This window comes from Flavobacterium sp. MEB061 (genome assembly GCF_000834715.1).
GTDB classification, from domain to species: domain Bacteria; phylum Bacteroidota; class Bacteroidia; order Flavobacteriales; family Flavobacteriaceae; genus Flavobacterium; species Flavobacterium pectinovorum.
Genome location: NZ_JXQR01000001.1, coordinates 10,986 through 31,878, shown reverse-complemented (window position 1 = coordinate 31,878; position 20,893 = coordinate 10,986). Strand labels below are relative to the sequence as shown.

The window sequence follows — 20,893 nt, the reverse complement described above, 5'->3', positions numbered from 1 at the left end:
TTTTTTTTGAATTTAAATTTTAAACTTCCCCAGGTTTACCATTTATAAAACTAATATTAACTCATAATTACAAAGCAAATGCATCAAAAAGTATTTGAAGAATTATTGGAAAGCTATTTACAGAATACAATTTCTGAAGTAGAAAAACAGCAGCTAATGGAAATTATTCGTAATGGAATACATGATGATTTCATCAAAGAAAAAATCACTATGCTGCTTCAGGAGAATAAAGGTTTGGATCTTTTAGACACTCAAAAAAGTGATAGTATTTTAAAATATATTCTTTCAAGTCCTTCAACGAAAGTTATTCCGATTAGAGAAAAATCATCTAAAAAAACAATTCGCGTAATCTTGTCGATTGCAGCAGCGATTACGATTTTATTCGCCATCAGAAGTGTTTTCTTTTATACAAATACACCTGATCCTGTAAAAACAACAACATCTGAAACAGCCGAAGAAGTAAATCCGATTTTGGCTTTTAGTGGCAAACAGCTTATTCATTTACCCGACGGAAGCACGATTTTGCTGAATGAAAACAGCAGCATCGAATACAATCAGGATACTTTTAACGCTAAAACCAGAGAAGTGACTTTAACGGGAGAAGCTTATTTTGACATTAAACGAAACGAAACAAAACCGTTTATCGTACATACTGATAAAATACAGACCAAAGTTTTAGGTACAGCTTTTAACATTAACGCTTATAGCAAATCCGGTAAAATTGAAGTTACGGTAACCCGAGGTAAAGTACAGGTGGGCGATGTCGAAAAAGTATATGGCGTAATTACTCCAAACCAGCAGATTACGGTAAATAAAAACACGCTTGATCACACACAAAATACGGTAAATGCCGAAGCTGTTGTAGAATGGAAAAGTAAATACCTGATTCTGGATAACATTAATATGGAAGAAGCGATTGCGCTTATTTCTCAAAAATATAAGGTGCCTATTACGCTTTCTAACGAAAATATTAAAAATTGCCGAATTACTGCGAGCTTCCTAAATGATGAAGATCTGGATCATATTCTAAAAGTAGTCTGCAGTGTTATTGAAACGGAATATCACTATACAAAAAACGGCGCAATTGTTCTGGAAGGAAAAGGTTGCGAATAAAAATCTATTAATAATTAACCTTAAAAAAACTAGCCTATAGCATAAAACCAAAAAAAAAAGCCATCTAGCTCCTACACCAGATGGCCACGATTCTTAATAATTATACCAGTAACCATTAAAAAACATGCAAATTTATGAAATTACGCTGTAAAACAACCACGTTTGATAGGGAAAAGAATGCACCATTATTTCACCTGTCAAAAAAAACCCTCAAGATTATGCGAATCAGCTTATTCCACATTTTCTTATTGACCTGCGGCACCCACATGGTTTTCGCAAATGAAATGAACGGTCAGTCTTTAGAATCGATATCTGTTGATATTGAACTTCATAACCAGGATATAAAGACTTTATTTAAAAATATTGAAAATAAAACGGGATTGCTTTTTGCGTATCAACCGCAGATTATTAAAGATTTTCCGAAAATAAATACACCAAAAGGACGAAGATCTGTAAGCGACATTCTCGATTATGTACTAAAAGGCAGCAACCTTGTCTATAAACAGGTAGACAAAAATGTTGTGATTTACAGAAAAGAAAGCACCAAAACTGAAACCAATTCAGCAAAAGAAAATACAGCCGAAGCAAATTATATGCTTGCAGGAAAAGTGCTGGATGAAAATGGTCTGCCATTGCCGGGTGTAACCGTTACACTTTTGGGCGGAAACAAACAGGGAATATCCGATTTTGATGGACAATTTTATATTGAGTTACCTTCTGGAAAACATGTTTTGAGGGTATCTTATTTAGGATATAAATCTCAGGATATTACTGTTGAAAACCAAGTATCTGTAACCATTAAAATGCAGCCCGATTTAGCAAAACTAGACGAGATTGTAGTTATTGGTTATGGAACAACCACTAAAAGAACAGCAACTGGATCTGTAGTTAAAATTACCTCTGAAGATATTGAAAAACAGCCTGTAACGAATCTTTTGCAAACATTACAAGGAAGAACTCCGGGTGTTTTTGTAACACAGACTTCCGGTTATGCAGGAAGTGACATGAACATTAGTATTCGAGGCAGAAATTTTATCGCAGGAAATAATCTTCCGCTTTATATTGTAGACGGTGTTCCTTATATTGGAAACGATATTAAAGAGCAGGTACAGCAGGATAATGTGATACAAGGTGCTCAAAAATCTACAAGTCCGCTTAATATTATCAATCCTAATGATATCGAAAGCATCGAAATCTTGAAAGATGCTGATGCAACGGCTATTTATGGTTCAAGAGGAGCAAATGGCGTTGTACTTATTACAACCAAAAAAGGAAAATCAGGAGAAACAGAATTTACTGTAACTACCAATTCAGGAGTTTCTGAGGTAGCACACATGGTAAAAACACTAGATACTCCGGCTTACCTAAATATGCTGCAAACGGCTTTGAACAATAATGGCGATGTTGCAGATGTTGATAGCAATGGTATTGCCCTTACAGACTGGGATCCGAATGCGCAAACCAACTGGCAGAAAAAATTAATTGGAGGGACAGCAAACTTTAATAATTTTTCGGCTTCCTTAAAAGGCGGAAGTGATACTACGAATTTCCTATTAAGTGCCGCTTATCACAAAGAAACCACTGTGGTTCCCGGAGATTTTAGTTATAATAAATTTTCTACCAACTTTAATGTCAACCACACTACGCTGGATAAAAAACTAAAATTAGGAGCTTCTGTTATTTTTGCTACAGATAATAACAAACTTCCTTTCTTTGATATTACAACTTATGCGGTGGGTACAGCACCAAACCGTCCTTTATATAATGCAGACGGAAGCTTGTACTGGTCACCGGATTATTTTAGCGACATCAATCCTATTGGCGCTTTAGGTAAAAGAGTCGATGATAAAGGAATAAACCTGATTACAAGTTTCAGCGTTCAGTATGAAATTGCAAAAGGATTTTCTTTTAAAACAGATTTAGGTTACGGAAGAGCCCAAATGCAGAGCAAGCAAACTTTGCCTGCATCATCTGGTAATTTTGCCTATTCAGAAGCTAACGGTTTTGATTTAAACTTTTCAAGATCCTATACAGTTTCGACCAATAACACGAATAATTTTTCTGTAGAACCTCAGCTGAATTATACGACTGAATTATGGAAAGGAAATTTATCTGCTTTGGTTGGAGGTTCCTGGCAAAACAGAAAATCTGAAATGCCTTCTTATGTAAGTTCAAGCGGTTACAGTTCAGATAATTTAATTGGAAATTTAGGCACTGCAGAAAATATAACGGCTTACAACGGCAGTTCAGAATACAAATACATTTCTCTTTTTAGCAGAGTTAACTACAATATTGCCAATAAATATATTTTGAATATCAACTTTAGAAGAGATGGTTCGTCTCGTTTTGGAGCAAACAACCGTTTTGGAAATTTTGGTTCTATTGGTGCAGCATGGGCTTTTACAGAAGAAAATTTCATGAAAGATATTACGGTATTAAGCTTTGGAAAAATCCGCTCAAGTTATGGAGAAATAGGAAGCGATGAAATTGGAGATTATCAATATGCCGATACTTTTGACACTCGAACTTATGGTGATGGAAATCCATCTATGACAGCTGCCAGAATTCAAAACCCTAACATTAAATGGGGATTAACAAAGAAATTTGAAGCGGCTATTGATTTAAGTTTCCTTAATGATCGTGTTTCCTTTACTGCTGCTTATTATAAAAATACATCCAGCAATCAATTGGTGGGCTATACACTTAGCTCTCAGGCAGGATTTACATCATACACGGCAAATTTACCCGCTGAGGTTGAAAACACGGGATGGGAGTTTACTCTTGGTACAACAAACATTCACACTAAAAACTTAAACTGGTCTACTTCTTTTAATATTTCGACCAATTCTAATAAACTGAACAGATTTGATGGTATCGAATTTACAAGTTACTACACGCAATATATCGTTGGAAAACCATTAAACAGCCGATATTTACACACTTTTACAGGTGTAAATGATGCTGGAATTGCTCAGTTTCAAGATGTAAACGGAGATGGCAGAATATCAAACGGACTTGCTGAGACCGGCAGAGGCGACAGACAATATTATGGGCCAACTTATCCTAAATATTACGGAGGAATCTCTAATACAATTAGTTACAAAAAATTCTCATTAGACTTTTTATTTCAGTTTGTAAAACAGGAAGGTACTACATTAATGGCTACTACTGGAGCACAACCGGGTTATCCGTATAGCATTAGCAATTATCAGGTTGATGAATATAATAATTATGTGGCACAAGGAAATGTTTTGAGTTCAGGTTTTCAAAATAGTTTCTTTAATTATTTAGGCTCTACTGCCACTATAACAGATACTTCGTACATCAAACTTAAAAATGTGAGTGCTTCTTACATGATCCCTTTAGATACTGCTACGCAAAAAATATTGCAGAGTATTCGTATTTCACTTCAGGGCCAGAATTTGGTAACTTTTACTAAATACAAAGGACTTGATCCTGAAACGCAAGGTTTGGCTTTACCTCCTATGCGTACAATCACTCTTGGAACTCAGTTTACATTTTAAATCTAAAAATCATGAAAAATTATTATACTAAATATACTTATATATTTTCGTTTTTTCTTTTAGCAGGACTTACAGGCTGCGATGATGCGCTAGATGTTGATTTGCCAAGTAATCAGTTATCATCTTCAACGGTATACCAATCAGATGTTACTGCCGAAGCTGCCGTAAACGGAATTTACCAAAGCATGGTTGAATCTGCTTATTATAGTGATATACATACTGTTCTTGGCGAAACTTCAGATGAGTTAGTTCCCAGAACAGGTATTGCCAATGTTTACAGTTCTAACGAAATCCCTGAAAATGACGGATCGATGAGCAGCATGTGGGCCCAATTTTATAAAACGATTTATAATGCTAATAATGTAATAGAAGGAATTAGCAAAAGCACTACACTTAATCCTGCTAAAAGCAAACAATGGCTTGCCGAAGCAAAATTTTTAAGAGCTTATGCCCATTTTTACCTAACCAATATTTGGGGTGATGTACCTTTAATATTATCGACAAATATAGACGTAACTGCCTTAGCACCAAAAACTGCTCAGGAGGCTGTTTATGCTCAAATTGTTCTGGACCTTACAGATGCTTCAAAAGATCTTCCGGTTAATTATGACAATTATGATGACGAAAGAATCAGAGCTACAAAATGGGCTGCCGAAACTTTATTGGCAAGAGTAAATTTGTATTTAGGCAATTGGAATGAAGCTGATGCTCATGCCTCTGCCGTAATAAACCAAAGCGACACTTACAAAATCGTTACCGGTTTAACAGATACCAACAATCCGTTTATTGCTGATAACGAAGAAGCTATCCTGCAAATACCGTATTTTAATGTAACCTATACTTATGAAGGATCTGCAGTATTTACATCCGGCGGTACTTTATTACTAAGAAAAGGGAATGCTCTTTTTGAAACCGGTGATGACAGAAAAACAAACTGGACAATTGATATCAGTAACAATGCCGGCGTCTTTTTGGGCATTGCACCCTATAAATACAAAAATAACTTTAATGATTCTCCTGCAGAGCGTTCTACAATATTAAGATTAGCAGAACTTTATCTGATAAGAGCAGAAGCCCGTGTGAAATTAAATAATATTACTGGCGCTCAGGAAGATATCAATGTAATCAGAAACAGAGCATTATTAGAATCAACATCTTTAACAGACCCTACCCAGTTATCAGATTTAATTGCTTTGGAAAGACAACGTGAGTTTTTTGCAGAATGCGGTCACAGATGGCTGGATCTTAAAAGAACAGGAAAACTTGATGAAACACTTTCTGTTTTAGCCGATAAAATCTGGAAAACTACGGATAATTTATATCCAATTCCCGAAGATGCTATTCGTTCGAATCCCTTCTTAATTCAAAATACAGGATACTAAATATTAAAATAATGCGGGAATGTGTTTTCAGTAAAAATACATTCCTGCATTTTAAAAAACACTATGGAAACAACAATTGTAAGAGTTGAGGACTTGTCGCATCAATATAGTAAGGATTGGGCGATACAAAATATTAGTTTTGAAATTAAAGAAAACAGGATTTTAGGGCTTCTGGGATCTAACGGAGCAGGAAAATCGACCACCATGAATATTCTTTGCGGGGTTTTAAACCAAACCAAAGGCAACATTTTTATCGACGGAATAAATTTAAAAGAAAACCCTGTTGAAGCTAAAAAACTGATTGGATTTTTGCCTCAAACACCGCCTTTGCATTTAGATTTAACGGTAAATGAATACTTAACGCATTGTGCAGAATTACGTCATGTAAAAAAAGAAGATTTAAAAAATGCCGTGGAAAGAGCTAAGGAACAATGCGGAATTTCGCATTTTAGCAATCGTTTAATCCGCAATTTATCAGGAGGATACAGACAGCGTGTGGGAATTGCACAGGCCATTATTCACGAACCGAAATTAATAGTTTTAGATGAGCCAACAAACGGACTGGATCCTAACCAGATTTTAGAAGTTAGAAATTTAATCAAGAAAATCTCAAAAGATAAAGCGGTTATCTTCTCTTCTCACATTTTATCTGAAGTTCAGGCAACCTGTCAGGAAATTAGAATGATCGAAAACGGACACATGGTTTTTGCAGATTCTCTCGAAGCTTTTAACAATCACATCGAAGCAAATACTTTAACAGTAAGCTTTGAAAATCCGCCTGAAATTAAGGTTATAAAAGATATTCCTGAAGTTCTAAAAGCTGTTTTTCTTTCGGATAAAAAAATGCAGATCACTTTTGAAGGTACACAGGAAATCGCCGAAAAAATTGTAGCGCTCAGCGTTTATAACAACTGGAAATTACGTGAAATTCAATTTGAGAAAGTTTCTCTTGATGAAATTTTTGCACAATTATCTAAAAAAGCGCCTTCTAAAAACTCTCCTACTTCTTAAAAAATACACAAATGAAAACAATATATAGAATCGCTAAAACAGAACTCAACACCATGTTTTATTCGCCTGTTGCATGGGTTGTTTTAGTAATATTTTCGATCCAGTCCAGCTGGAAATTCTTTGACACACTCGAACGTTTTGAAAAGGGTCAAAAAATGGGACAAAACATGGATAACATGACACAAGTCATATTTTCGGGTTTTAGTGGTCTTTTTACCGAAATGCAAAATTATTTATACCTCTATGTTCCGCTATTAACGATGGGATTAATAAGCCGCGAAATCAATAGCGGTTCTATCAAACTTTTACTTTCATCACCCATCCAAATTAAAGATATTGTACTGGGTAAATTTCTCGCCATTGCCGGTTACTGCTTACTATTTATGGCAATTCTGGGCTTAATAGGTGTCTCCGCTTATTTTTGTATTGATAATTTAGACATTAGTTTCGTTTTATCGGGCCTTTTGGGCTTGTATTTATTGGTTTGCACGTACGCTGCAATTGGTTTGTTCATGTCTTGCCTTACCTCTTATCAGGTTGTGGCTGCCATTAGTACTTTAGTAGTTTTAGCAGGTTTAAACTTTGTAGGCAAACTATGGCAGGATATTGATTATGTCAAAGATCTTACCTATTTCCTTTCTATTTCCGGCCGTGCCAATGAAATGATCGAAGGACTTATTGTGAGCAAAGATGTACTTTATTTTATTTTGGTGAGTACGCTTTTTATTGGCTTGAGTATTTTTAAATTACAAACAGGCAGAGATGCTCAGACAGTTTCTAAAAGAGTTTTAAAATATAGCGGATTAATCGTTGCAATATTTTCACTTGGTTATATTACTTCCAGAGCTCCTTTGACTTTTTATGCAGATATGACGCGCACAAACGACAGAACACTAACCAAAGCAAGTCAGGAAATTGTAAAAAAGATCGACGGCCCTATCAAAATCACCACTTATGTCAACCTGTTAGATATTAATTATTATATGGGTATGCCGTATTCTCAAAATCAGGATTTTGCCAGTTTTGACAAATACTCTCGTTTTTTACCTCAGATAGAAATGGATTATGTGTATTATTACGATACGTCTACAAACACAGCCTTGTATGAGCAAAATCCGGGATTGAATGACAAACAACTGGCAGAAAAATTGCTGGAAACTCAGGATATAAAACTAAAAAAATTATACTCTCCTGCCGAAATAAACAAAATAATCAACTTAAAACCAGAACAAAACAGAGTTGTGAGAACGGTTGAATACAACGGAAAGAAAACTTACTTACGTATGTACGATGACATGTTTAAAATTCCTTTTGAAAAAGAAATTTCAGCTTCATTAAAACGTTTGGTTACAACTCCTGTAAAAATTGTTTTTGCTACAGGAAACATGGAAAGAAGCATTGAAAAAAATGGAGACAAAAATTACAAAATAGGTTTCAACGAAATAACCTTCAGAAACTCTTTAATCAATCAGGGATTTGATGTTGCTTCTGTAGACATTAATGCACAGAATATTCCGCAACAAACTGATATTTTAATTGTTGCCGATCCGAAAACGCAGTTAAGCCAGGGCGCCATTGATCGCATCAGCCAATATATCGATCAGGGAAAAAACGTAATGCTTTTGGCAGAACCTGAAACCAACACAGCATTAACTCCAATTACAGCCAAATTAGGTTTAGGTTTTACCAAACAAACATTGGTTCAGGAAAGCGAAACAAATGCGCCGGATTATCTCGTTACTGAATTTGAAAAAACAATTGACACAACGGTTATTAAATTACATAAAAGTCAATATACAATTCCTCTTTTGGGAAGCAGCGGAATCATTACTGCAAAAGATGCAGGATTTAAAGTAACACCATTATTAAAAACAAACAGTCAGCCGGTTTGGGAATCTCCAGCAGGAATTAGTTCCATTTCTCAAGATTTAAAGAAACAGCCATCGACCAAAGCTGTACCGCTTGTTGTAGCCTTAACGAGAAATATTAACGGTAAATCGCAAAAAATAATTGTGGCCGGAGATGCCGATTTCATGGGCAACGCGGAATTAGGCCGTCAGCAATCAGGAACATTTCAGTTTTTTACCGATGTTTTTACGTGGTTCAGCAATTACGAATTTCCTATTGATACCACACGTCCCAAATCTACAGATAATAAAATAATGGTAAGCTCAAATCAGGTTTTTATCACTAAAATTACCTTCATCGCTATATTTCCGTTATTGATAATAGCTGCTGGCGCTTTTATATTAATTAGAAGAAACAGAAGATAAAAAACAACAAAATGAATACTAAAAAAAATATCATCATTGGACTTTTAGTGTTGTCTTTTCAAGGCGCATTAGCTCAGTTCAAAACCACAATTCCGCTGGATAAAAACGTAACAACCGGTAAACTTAAAAACGGTTTAACCTATTATATTCTGCATAATGAAGAACCAAAAGACCGCGCCAGTTTTTACTTTGTTCAAAATGTGGGTGCCATTCTCGAAGAAGACAATCAAAACGGATTGGCACACTTTTTAGAACACATGGCTTTTAACGGAACAGAACATTTTAAAGGCAAAGGAATTATCAAAATGCTCGAAAAAGACGGCGTAAGTTTTGGTAAAGACATTAACGCTTATACTGCTCAGGATGAAACAGTTTACAACATTAGCGGCGTTCCGGTAAATAATGAAACGCTTATCGATTCTACACTTTGGGTATTGCACGACTGGTCTGGTTCTCTTTCATTAACAAATGAAGAAATAGATGCCGAAAGAGGTGTAATCAGAGAAGAATGGAGAACAAGACGAACAAGCGATTTTCGTCTAAAAGGTCAAATGGATCAGTTTTTATACAAAGGTTCAAAATATGCGCAAAGAGATGTTATTGGTGATTTAAACATCATTAATAATTTCAAATACGAAGAACTTAGAAATTATTACAAAAAATGGTATCGCCCGGATTTACAAGCTGTAATTATTGTAGGAGATATTGATGTAAAAGCTATTGAACAAAAAGTTAAAACCATATTTTCGACTATTCCGCTGGCTAAAAAAGTGGCAGAAAGAAAGTATTTTGATATTCCGAAACACAACGAATTGTATTTTGGCATCGCTACTGATAAAGAAGCTTCATCAACCAGCATTACGTTGCAATATGTTCTGGATGAACCATTGGTAAAAGATGTTTCGGTTACCAGAAAAAATGTTATGAATTCTTTGTACACTAGTATTCTAAACAATCGTTTGAAAGAATTATTACTGAAAAACCAAAATTCGAGTTTGAGTTTAAAAACCTATTTTGAGCCAATTTCAAGATTAAACACTTCTTTTAATATTTCGGCTTTAGCCAAAAAAGGAAAAGTATTAGCCTCTTTTGAAGAAGTGTATACCGAAACCGAAAGAATGAAAAGATACGGCGCAATTCAATCAGAATTAGAGCGAACCAAGAAAAACTTCATAAGCTCTTATGATGATTTCATTAAAAATAAAGACAAAGTAAACAGCGATGATTGGGCCGATAAACTGACCAATTATTTCCTGAAAGCAAAGCCTTTTCTTTCGCCAGAAGATGATTATGATCTTATTGTTGGGATCCTAAAAAACATTTCGCTGGAAGAATTAAACGCTTACGCGAAAACCATTCAGCAGCCTACAAATCAGGTCGTTTTAATTAGCGGTTCTGATAAAGACCAGAATGAATTCCCTAAAAAAGAAGCTGTTGTCGAGGTAATGAAAAAGGTAGAAAGTATGACTTTGGAACCTTATTCTAAAAAAGAAAACAAAGAACCCTTAATTGCTTCAGACCTAAAACCTGTCGCTGTAAAAAGTACGTTTGAAATTGCCGGAATAGACAAAGCAAAAGGTTATACGCTTGAAAATGGTGCAAAAGTAATTATTTTGCCAACCACTTACTCTCAGGATCAGATTGTATTTAGTGCTTTTGGAAAAGGTGGAAAATCTTTGGTAAAAACAGAAGATTTGGCCTCTGCAGAAATTGCAACCACATTGGCAAGATCTTCCGGATTGGGCAATTTTGACATTACGGCATTAAAAGAAAAACTAACCGGAAAAGTAGCTCAGGCTTCGCCTTTCATAACAGACAACACCGAAGGTTTTCAAGGAAGTAGCAATCAGGCTGATCTTGAAACGATGCTGCAATTGCTGTATCTTTCTTTTGAAGCGCCACGTTTTGATCCTACTATTTTTGAGATTTTAAAATCGCAATATCAAAACCGTTTAGAAAATCTTAAAAAAGATAATGACAATGCTTTTAATGATACGGTTGCATTGGCAAATTCAAACCATAATCCGAGAACTTTTCTTTTTAATGAAGAATTTCTAAAAAATATTGACCTCAAAAAAGCAGAGCAAATCTATAAACAGAGAATCAATAACGCTGCTGATTTTACTTTTGTTTTTGTTGGAAACATTCCGGATTCGGCTTTAGGTTTAATTCAGAAATATATCGGAAATATTAAAAGCAATCCCGCTGCAACAGAAACTTTTAAAGATCATAATATAGAACCTGCCAAAGGAAAAACCAAAGTAGTGTTTAAACGTCCAATGGAAGTGGCAAAAACCACAGCCTATTTGAGTATAACCGGTAAAATGGAATACAGCGAAGAGAATGCTCTTGGCATGTATGTTATTGGCGAATTGCTTTCGAAACGCTTTTTGCAGACCATTCGCGAGGAAGAAGGCGGAAGTTATGGCGTAAATGTGAGCGGAAGTCTTTTGACAACACCAAAACAAGCATTTGATCTTTCTTTGAGTTTTGATTGTAATCCTGACAAACAAGAGAAATTAATGCAAATTGTATGGCAGGAAATCAATGATTTAAAATCGAAACCGGTTAATGCAAATGATTTGGAAGACATTAAAAAAGCACTTTTGAAAAACAGAGAAGAATCGATGAAAACCAATTCTTTCTGGAGTGATAAAATCTATAATATTACAATGAATCAGGTTCGGTTTTTACAGGACGCGGATTATAAAAATTTAATTTCTAAAATTAATCAGAAAACTATTCAGCAGTTAAGCAAGCAAATTTTGGATAGTTCTAATAGTGTTGAGGTAATTATGAATCCGGAAAGGTAAATCCGGAAAAATAAGAACTTAAGAATACTTTTTTATTTTTTATTAGTCATTAAAGGTTGCCTTTTGCCAGGCAGCCTTTTCTGGCATAATTTAATCTTTGTATATATCCAAAGTAACTAAGAATATCTTCGAGCTAGAATTATGTTCTATTTCAGAATCTAAACTATGACTGAAGTGATGAATTTGCTTATGGCTATAATATTATAAATCATTAAGTGCTGGAAAACAATTTATCTTACTTTGATTAATTCTGACGAATGTTTACTTCTTACTCTAAAGTTGCTGTACATGTGTGCTCAAAATATTAAAACCTCCTTATTACTCGGGCGGTTTTCTTTTCTATGCAATATCGTAAGCTGTGTTCATCAGTGGTCTAAGATCGAGATACATTTGTCTTGTATCATCGTCTTCATCACTATCTGTAAGAAACTTGAAACCTAATTTTTTATAAAAATCTAATGATTGACTATATGCATCAACAGTTATTAACTGACATGCGCAGCTAATATTTTGTTCCAAAGCTAAATCAATAACAAAATTTACCAATGCTTTGCCAATTCCTTTTCGTTCTTTTTTTGTTGATTCACAAACTGCTAGTCTTCCAATTTTGATTGCAGGAAATTGTCGCAAATGCCTTTTAGGATGTGAAAGCATTTCTTTTAATAATCTGTTGAAAGCACCTTTTGAAGCAAAATCCTTCTCCTGAACAGCTAAAGCATCATTGTAAATACTTAAATAAGCTATTGTTCTATCCCCACTTTCGAGTAAATAAGTGGTAGCCAGCAGTTCTTTTTTATAAGGGATAGCTTTATTGTTAAGGAAGCTATTCAAATCTTCGTCACCACATTCAAAAGGAAGTATGTTTGTTGTAGAATTTAATCTGGAAAATGAAAAACCAGTTAAGGGCATTAATTTATCTTTAGAATTTCTTTTAATTTATTCGCGTCAGTTCGAATTGAATTTAAAGTATCAACACTAACTTTTTTATCTCTATTAGAATCGATAGATTTATAAAAGTTAACAGCTTCTTTACCTCTTAAAACAGGAGTATTTTTGATTGGCTTCGCCATTGTGATGAATATTTGATTACGAAATTTGTTTTACGAAAAACCACATTTTATTATTCATCTCTTTTTTGTAAGAAAGATAAGTAGTTTTATGACTCGACAAACATACAAAATGTAGATCTATAAAACATATTTTTATCAAGATATTTACGGTTTGCTTCTTAAATATTAAAAAATTAGTGCTAAAATAAATTTTGTTACTCTTCTTTTTCAGGAGTAAACTTTCTTGATGTGTACCGAAAGAGTTTCATGATATTTTTTGTTTATGATTATTATTAATTTATAATTCATCAATAATGCTCATTTAAAAATATTCCTTGGAGAAATGTACATTGCAACACCATGAAAAAATAATTTTTCTTATTATGCTTTCAGTATCTTCAATAGTATATTGGAGATTATAATTATTATTATTTTAAAAATCACTAACATAAAGCAAACTCGCAGCTCCCAATAATGCCGCAATTTCATTATCTACAGAAATAGAAACCGTGATTTCAACTCCGTTTTCTTTTAATTTTCTGTTGAAGGAATTCAGGAAAAATTCACTTGCATTTGCTATTTTTCCGCCAATAATAAAACTTTCTGCTCCAAATTTTTCTAACCACGAAATCACAACCAAAGCCAGATCCTCGCCCATTTCTTCAAAAACCTGTATGGCAATTTTATCTTCGGCTACAGCCAAATTAAAAAGTTCTAACCCGTTATTCAGTTTTTTTCCGGTTAACGATTTATAGCTATTTAAAAGTCCGCGAACTGAAACGTAATCTTCGGCAATTCCGGTTTTATACGGAAGGTTCCAGATTTCTCCATCCTGAGGAACTGATTCTCCGGTAGAAATCGAAACTCCTTTATCAATAAAACAAGCGCCAAGTCCGGTTCCCAGAGTTACTGCCATTACTTTTTTTGAAAGATTAGCCGCATTTTTAAATACTTCGCCTTTTCCAAAACAAACGGCATCATTTTCAAAAAGAATTGGAAAATCGCTTGAAAGATTTAGTGTTTCGTGAAGCAAATCACGCACATTTAAACCGTAAAAATGTTCGTATTTTGATTGGTCTTTGATCCGGCAAATTCCGTTTTCATAATCAAACGGGCCTGGCATACAAATCGCCAGACCTTTTATGTTTTTTATTTTTGAATTTCCAATCGAAATTTCAATTGCTTTTTTCCAAACAGCCATGACTTTTTCAACCGGCATATTAGAATCGAAACATTCTTTATGCAGCGAAAAGTCAATCACTTTCATATCTAAAATATTGATAACCGCAGCGGTAATATGTGTTCCTCCAATATCTATTCCTACAGCGTAATTTTTATTCATGCTTTTGTCTTTTTTTACCATTAAGAGATTAAGACACATAGAATTAAATCAAGTACAATTACTTAATTTTACTTAATCTCTTAATGGTTTAATATTTTTTTAATTAAATGTTTTTATCTTTTAAAATCTGAGGATATTTGATGCTCGTATGAACAATCATTTCTCCAAAAAGTGTATTTGCCCAAGCAAACCATTTTCGGGTAAATTTGGCAACATCATCTTTATGAAATGATTCGTGCATAAAACCGGTATCTGCATTAGTTTTGATCAAATTACTGATACACATTTTGATTTCTTTTTCATCAACACTTGTAATCGCTCTCAAAACTATACTCATTGGCCAAATCGTATCAACTCCCGTATGCGGGCCGCCAATTCCTTCTCCTGCTTTTCCTTTGTAGAAAAACGGATTGTTTTCTGAAAGCACTACTTTTCTCGTATTCAAATAAAGCTGATTATCAGGCTCTATTGCACCTAAATACGGCAATGACAATAACGAAGGAACATTGGCATCATCCATCATATGAAAACTGCCGTATCCGTTTACTTCAAAAGCAATTATTTTTCCAAATTTCGGATGTTCGATGATTCCGTTTTCTTCTAATCCTTTCTGAACCTGATCTCTTAGTTCTTTGGCTTTAGCAACCAGATTATCATCTTTTAAGGCTGGCAAAGAGAAAATTTCGATTAGATATCCAAGTACTTCAATCGCAAACATATTACTCGGAATTAAATAGCCAAATAACGTACTGTCATCACTTGGTCTGAAAGTCGAAACAATTAGTCCGCAAGGTTTTACAGGATATCCGTATCCGCCTAACGGAACGCCATCTGTTGCCCACGCCGTTTGACGCTGAAAACTATAAGGACCGCCTTTTCCGTCTAATCTTTGCTGTTCTTTAAATGTTTGTAATACCAAAAGCATGGCTTCTTTCCACTTACTATCAAATAAGCTTATGTCTCCGGTCTCCTTCCAGTAGCCATGCGCCAGGCGAATTGGGTAACATAAACTGTCTATTTCCCATTTGCGTTCATGAATTCCGGGCTGCATTTTGGTTAAATCATTTTTCCACTCGCTTTCTTTTGTAAAATCTTTATAAAAGGCATTGGCATAAGGATCTAACAAAATACATTTTGCCTGACGATTGATTACGCCTTTTAGCAATTCTGCCAGTTTTTTATCTTCTTTTACAAACGGAATGTACGGCCAGATCTGAGCGGTACTATCCCGAAGCCACATCGCATCGATATCGCCGGTAATGACGTAAGTATCGGGTTTTCCATCAATAATTTCAAAATCAACTGTGGTGTCTAAAGTATTTGGAAAACAATTTTCGAACAGCCACGCAAGCTCCGGATTAGCGATTTGTTTTTTGATGCGAACAATTGCTTTTTCTACAGCTTCGCTTGTAAATTTCCTTTCGGCCAATGGTGGCCTTTTGCTGATAAAATCTTTAAGCGCAAAATTGAAAGTATCTGACGGAAGTGCAAAAACATCGGTTTGAAGTGCCAATAATCCGGCAGAAAAAATGCCTGTATTTTTTATAAATTTTCTACGTGAGTGCATAATATTATTTTGAATTTGAATAAGAATAAGGATAGTTTTTTGCTGAAGTTCCTCTTTTTAAATTAGGAGAACTTGTCATATCGAAATTTAATTCGCCGCCTTCTAATACATCAAAATGGTTGATATAATTATTGGAATAATTTTTATTGCCCCATTCTAACTCTTCGACATATCGGTTAATTTCAGAATTATCGGGAGCGTTGATAATAAACTGTTTTCCATTTTCTAGTTGTAAAGTCACTTTTTTAAACAAAGGCGCTCCCAAAACATACTCTTCTGTTGCGGGGCAAACCGGATAAAATCCCATTGCAGAGAAAATATACCAGGCAGAAGTTTGTCCGTTATCTTCATCACCACAATATCCGTCGGGTGTTGGTTTGTATAAACGATTCATTACTTCTCTGGACCAATATTGTGTTTTCCACGGTTCTCCTGCATAATTATACAAATATATCATATGCTGAATGGGTTGGTTTCCGTGCGCATATTGCCCCATATTCATGATTTGCATTTCTCGGATTTCATGAATTACAGATCCGTAATAACTGTCATCAAAAACCGGAGGCGTTGTAAAAACAGCATCTAATTTTGCTGTGAAATTTTTCTCACCGCCCATTAAATCAATCAAACCCTGTATGTCATGAAAAACGCTCCAGCTATAATGCCAGGCATTTCCTTCTGTAAAAGCATCTCCCCATTTTAGCGGATTAAAATTGGCAGGAAAACTTCCGTCCAGATTTCTTCCACTCATTAATCCGATCGCCGGATTATAGAGATTTTTATAATTCATCATTCTTTTTTCGAATAACTTAATCTCTTTATTTGGACGGTCTAAGGCTTTTGCCAGTTTCCAGATCGCGAAATCATCATAAGCATATTCAAGCGTTCTGGCAGCATTCTCGTTGATTTTTACATTATAAGGAACATAGCCTAATGTATTATAATACGAAACTCCTTTTCTGCCCACAGCATCCATCGGTCCTTCATTGTTGGCGCCGTGCACTAAGGCTTCATACAATTTATTGATGTCGTAACCACGCAACCCTTTCATATAAGCATCAGAAACTACTGAGGCAGAATTATTTCCAACCATCACATTTCTAAAACCGGGACTTGACCATTCCGGCAAAAATCCGCCCTCGTTATAATCATTAATTAAGCCTTCCTGCATTTCTTTATTTATCGAAGGATAAACCAAATTTAGCAATGGATAAAGAGCACGAAACGTATCCCAAAATCCTGTTCCTGCGTACATATAGCCCGGTAAAACCTTGCCGTTGTATGGACTGTAATGAATAACATCGCCACTAGCATCTATTTCATATTGTTTTTGAGGAAAACAAGTCGCGCGATATAAACACGAATAAAATGTTTTTAGCTGTTCTTCAGTTCCACCTTCGGCTTTAACTTTACTCAAAACAGTATTCCATTCTTTTTTAGAGTTTTCTAAAGTTTCCTGAAATGATGATGTACCTAATTCGTTCTTCAAATTCAATTCCGCTTGTTCCGGACTAATAAATGATGAAGCAGTTTTTACATTTATTATTTCTCCTTTTTTGGTTTTAAAAGTGACTATTGCACCCACATGAATATTAGTTTTTTCTAATTTATCTTTTTCTAAAATTTTATCATGCCAGGTATAATTGGATGCAAAAGGTTTGTCGAATACCAAAACAAAATAGTTTTTAAAATTCGTTGGAACTCCGCCACTGTTGCGTGTTGTATAACCTATAATTTTATTTTCTGATGGAATTATTTTGATGTAAGATCCTTTATCAAATGCATCAACAACTATCGAAGATTTCTCGTTTTCTGGAAATGTAATTTGAAAATGTGCTGCTCTTTCTGTTGCTGTAATTTCTGTCGTAACATCATAATCAGCAAGATAAACGCTGTAGTAATATGGTTTTGAAACCTCAGCTTTATGGCTGAACCAGCTTGCTCTTTCTGTTTCGTCAAAAACTATTTTTCCGGTTACGGGCATAATCGAAAATTGTCCGTAATCGTTCATCCACGGCGAAGGCTGATGCGTTTGCTTAAATCCTCTAATTTTTTCGGCGGTATAAGTATACGCCCATCCGTCTCCCATTTTACCGGTTTGCGGCGTCCAGAAATTCATTCCCCAAGGCCTGCAAATTGCTGGATAGGTATTTCCGTTTGAAAGATTGGGCAACGACTGTGTTCCCATTAACGGGTTTACATATTCTACGGGATCTATAGATTTTTCCTGCGCGTTTACAAAAACACAAAATTGTATTAACCCTAAAAAAAATAAATATCTTATTTTCATCTACTATTTTTATTATTCTGCAAGGTTTTCAAAACCTTGTAGGTATTATATATTTTTATTCTAAAAAACACCCGAAAACTTAAACTATACCTACAAGGTTTTGAAAACCTTGCAGGAGATGATCCTCAATTCTTAAATCTAAAATCAACATTCTTAAATCTACAATTATTGAGGCCTGTCTTCTTTTTTAACCCCAAAAGTCGCCGAAGGCTTGCTTCCCATAAATAATTTCAATTCTCCTCCTTTTGCAATCATATCGTGTGTGATGTATGATTTTGTATACGGTTTTCCGTTGTATGTTGCTTTTTGAATATAGATATTTATGGCACTGTTATCGATTGCTTTCAATGTAAATGAGATGCTTTTTTTGTGATGAATTGTGGCTTCGTTTACCAATGGACTTCCTAAAACATAAATTCCATTTGCGGGATTAACAGAATAAAATCCCATTGAGGATAAAACATACCAGGCCGACATTTGCCCTAAATCTTCATTTCCGCATAATCCGTCTGGTTTTGTCGAATAAAATTTATCATCAATTTCGCGAATTAATTTTGCAGTTTTCCAAGGCTGGCCTGCGTATGCATACAAATACGGAATATGATGATTTGGCTCGTTTCCTTGTGCATATTGTCCGATTAAACCACTGATATCCGGAGAAACTTCTTCACCTTCTACTTTATCTGTTATCAGAAATAATTGGTCTAATTTTTCTAAAAACTTAGTTTCGCTTCCAAACAAATCTATTAAACCATACGGATCCTGTGGAACCAGCCAGGTATATTGCCATGCATTTCCTTCTACATAATCGTCTTTTCGGTGTGCTGACGAAAGCGGATTAAAAGGTGTTCTCCAATTTCCATCGGTTAATTTTCCACGCATGAAAGTGGTTTCTTTATCAAAATAAAGTTTGTATAAATTGGCTCTTTTTGTGAAATAAGTATAATCTTCTGTCTTGTTTAAGGCTTTTGCCATTTGCGCCACACAATAATCATCAATAGCATATTCTAAAGCATTCCCAACAGATTCCAGCATTTTATCAGCAGGAATATATTCTAATTTCTGAACATAATCCATTCCGTCACGGGTTTGCATGGCCGTTTTTTTGATGGCTTCGTACGCTAAATTAGTATCATAATCTCTGTAGCCTTTTAAATAGGCGTCTACAATTACTGCGATCGAATGATTTCCGTTCATAGTATTGGTTTCATTGCCCATTAAATGCCAAACGGGTAATCTTCCCTGCTGTTGGTAAATCGCCAAAAATGATTTTACAATGTCATTAATTTTATCCGGCTGCGTAATGGTGTATAAAGGATGTAAACCACGATACGTATCCCAAAGAGAAAAAGTCGTGTAGTTGGTAAAATTGGCTTTTTCGTAAACCTTTTTGTCTGTTCCTCTGTAATCTCCGTTTGCATCATTAAAAATTGAAGGTGCGAATGCCGTGTGATACAATGAAGTATAAAAAACCTTCATCGTTTTATCATTGGCTTTGATCTGAATTTTGCTTAATTCATTGTTCCATTTTGAGGTGGCTTCTTTGACTGTTTTGTCAAAATCCCAATTCGGAATTTCGGTTTTTATGTTTCCTAATGCATTCTCGTAACTTACCGGGGAAATTCCAACTTTTACTAAAACCTGTTTGTTTTTTAAAGATGTAAAATCTAAAACTGCTTTCATTTTTAAACCTTCGCCTTCGTTTCCTGAAACTGCAGTTCTATCATCGTATAATGCCAGATTTGAAATAGGTTCAGAAAATTCAATCGCAAAATAAACACGCTGATCGACAGCCCATCCCGAAGAGAAACGATAACCAACAATTGTCTTGTCGTTTATTTTTTTAATGAACGTTTTTACGGGTTTATCCCATCCTACACCATCGGCAAGATCTAATAAGATATGAGAATCTGTAGCACCGTTAAAAGTATATTTATGAAAACCAACTCTTTCGCTGGCTGTTAGTTCTGCTTTAATTTTATATTTATCAAGCAAAACACTGTAATAACCGGGTTTGCTAATTTCATTTTCATGAGAAAAATAAGAACCGTAACCGTTTACCATATCTTCTTTTGTGCCTTTAAAAAGCGGCACTTTCCCTGAAACAGGAAGTAACAGAATATCGTTTAAATCTCCAATTCCGGTTCCGCTTAAATGCGTGTGCGTAAAACCTAAAATGGTATTACTGGCATAGTTGTAACCGCTACACCAATCCCAGCCTTCAAAAATATTTACGGGTCCTAACTGAACGGCTCCAAAAGGAACATTCGCGCCCACAAAAACATGACCATGCCCTGCTGAACCTATTAAGGGATTTACATATTGTGTGTAATCGATACTTTTTTCTTTTGTTTTCTTTTGCTGTGAAATTGCGGGATTTGCAAAAAATAGGCTTATCGCTAAAATACTGGTAAAGACTGTTTTGTTATACTTTGTAAACATTATTCTATATTTTTTATTTAATTGCGTGATGGAACGCGGATGACACAAATTTATGTGCTATTTTCTCTAAATTTTGGACCTAAATAG

Annotated in this window: 12 protein-coding genes; 6 read left to right on the top strand and 6 right to left on the bottom strand. The window is 34.9% G+C overall.

Features of this window, described 5'->3' with window-relative positions; genetic code table 11:
• Positions 1-78 precede the first annotated feature (78 nt).
• The 6 genes from RT99_RS00090 to RT99_RS00065 all read left to right on the top strand — a co-directional run bounded on the left by RT99_RS00090 (position 79) and on the right by RT99_RS00065 (position 12,116).
• Entirely contained in the window at positions 79-1,113 is a 1,035-nt protein-coding gene (locus RT99_RS00090) for a FecR family protein (RefSeq protein ID WP_052483423.1), read from the top strand.
• A 218-nt stretch (positions 1,114-1,331) separates the two neighbouring features.
• Positions 1,332-4,637, top strand: a complete 3,306-nt coding sequence (locus RT99_RS00085; protein ID WP_165587169.1) for a SusC/RagA family TonB-linked outer membrane protein — start codon at positions 1,332-1,334, stop codon at positions 4,635-4,637.
• Between the two features lie 11 nt (positions 4,638-4,648).
• Positions 4,649-6,019 carry a RagB/SusD family nutrient uptake outer membrane protein gene (locus tag RT99_RS00080; protein ID WP_042562690.1) on the top strand — a complete coding sequence of 457 codons (1,371 nt, stop codon included), beginning with the start codon at positions 4,649-4,651 and terminating at the stop codon, positions 6,017-6,019.
• A 63-nt stretch (positions 6,020-6,082) separates the two neighbouring features.
• A complete protein-coding gene (locus RT99_RS00075) occupies positions 6,083-7,030 on the top strand; it encodes an ABC transporter ATP-binding protein (protein ID WP_042562689.1) in 948 nt (315 codons plus the stop codon).
• An 11-nt stretch (positions 7,031-7,041) separates the two neighbouring features.
• Entirely contained in the window at positions 7,042-9,303 is a 2,262-nt protein-coding gene (locus RT99_RS00070; RefSeq protein WP_042562688.1) for a Gldg family protein, read from the top strand.
• Between the two features lie 11 nt (positions 9,304-9,314).
• Complete coding sequence (locus tag RT99_RS00065) at positions 9,315-12,116, top strand: pitrilysin family protein (protein WP_042562687.1); 2,802 nt, start codon at positions 9,315-9,317, stop codon at positions 12,114-12,116.
• A 339-nt stretch (positions 12,117-12,455) separates the two neighbouring features.
• On the opposite strand, the gene RT99_RS00060 is transcribed toward RT99_RS00065, so the two are convergent.
• The 6 genes from RT99_RS00060 to RT99_RS00040 form a co-directional block, all read right to left on the bottom strand.
• On the bottom strand, positions 12,456-13,025 hold the full coding sequence (locus RT99_RS00060) for a GNAT family N-acetyltransferase (RefSeq protein ID WP_042562686.1): 570 nt from the start codon (positions 13,023-13,025) through the stop codon (positions 12,456-12,458).
• Positions 13,025-13,186 carry a hypothetical protein gene (locus RT99_RS25210; protein ID WP_165587168.1) on the bottom strand — a complete coding sequence of 54 codons (162 nt, stop codon included), beginning with the start codon at positions 13,184-13,186 and terminating at the stop codon, positions 13,025-13,027. Before RT99_RS25210 ends, RT99_RS00060 begins: the two co-directional genes overlap by 1 nt.
• A 412-nt stretch (positions 13,187-13,598) precedes the next feature.
• Entirely contained in the window at positions 13,599-14,507 is a 909-nt protein-coding gene (locus RT99_RS00055) for an ROK family protein (RefSeq protein ID WP_042562693.1), read from the bottom strand.
• Between the two features lie 103 nt (positions 14,508-14,610).
• Positions 14,611-16,074 carry a glycoside hydrolase family 125 protein gene (locus RT99_RS00050; protein ID WP_042562685.1) on the bottom strand — a complete coding sequence of 488 codons (1,464 nt, stop codon included), beginning with the start codon at positions 16,072-16,074 and terminating at the stop codon, positions 14,611-14,613.
• Positions 16,075-16,078: 4 nt separating this feature from the next.
• Positions 16,079-18,364, bottom strand: coding sequence for a GH92 family glycosyl hydrolase (locus RT99_RS00045; protein WP_042562684.1), 2,286 nt, complete (start codon positions 18,362-18,364; stop codon positions 16,079-16,081).
• 165 nt (positions 18,365-18,529) lie between these two features.
• A complete protein-coding gene (locus RT99_RS00040) occupies positions 18,530-20,806 on the bottom strand; it encodes a GH92 family glycosyl hydrolase (RefSeq protein ID WP_052483418.1) in 2,277 nt (758 codons plus the stop codon).
• Between the last annotated feature and the right edge of the window lie 87 nt (positions 20,807-20,893).

Coding starts and splice junctions, on each gene's coding strand:
- RT99_RS00090 (WP_052483423.1), top strand. CDS start 79: ATGCATCAAAAAGTATTTGAAGAATTATTGGAAAGCTATTTACAGAAT.
- RT99_RS00085 (WP_165587169.1), top strand. CDS start 1,332: ATGCGAATCAGCTTATTCCACATTTTCTTATTGACCTGCGGCACCCAC.
- RT99_RS00080 (WP_042562690.1), top strand. CDS start 4,649: ATGAAAAATTATTATACTAAATATACTTATATATTTTCGTTTTTTCTT.
- RT99_RS00075 (WP_042562689.1), top strand. CDS start 6,083: ATGGAAACAACAATTGTAAGAGTTGAGGACTTGTCGCATCAATATAGT.
- RT99_RS00070 (WP_042562688.1), top strand. CDS start 7,042: ATGAAAACAATATATAGAATCGCTAAAACAGAACTCAACACCATGTTT.
- RT99_RS00065 (WP_042562687.1), top strand. CDS start 9,315: ATGAATACTAAAAAAAATATCATCATTGGACTTTTAGTGTTGTCTTTT.
- RT99_RS00060 (WP_042562686.1), bottom strand. CDS start 13,025: ATGCCCTTAACTGGTTTTTCATTTTCCAGATTAAATTCTACAACAAAC.
- RT99_RS25210 (WP_165587168.1), bottom strand. CDS start 13,186: ATGGCGAAGCCAATCAAAAATACTCCTGTTTTAAGAGGTAAAGAAGCT.
- RT99_RS00055 (WP_042562693.1), bottom strand. CDS start 14,507: ATGAATAAAAATTACGCTGTAGGAATAGATATTGGAGGAACACATATT.
- RT99_RS00050 (WP_042562685.1), bottom strand. CDS start 16,074: ATGCACTCACGTAGAAAATTTATAAAAAATACAGGCATTTTTTCTGCC.
- RT99_RS00045 (WP_042562684.1), bottom strand. CDS start 18,364: ATGAAAATAAGATATTTATTTTTTTTAGGGTTAATACAATTTTGTGTT.
- RT99_RS00040 (WP_052483418.1), bottom strand. CDS start 20,806: ATGTTTACAAAGTATAACAAAACAGTCTTTACCAGTATTTTAGCGATA.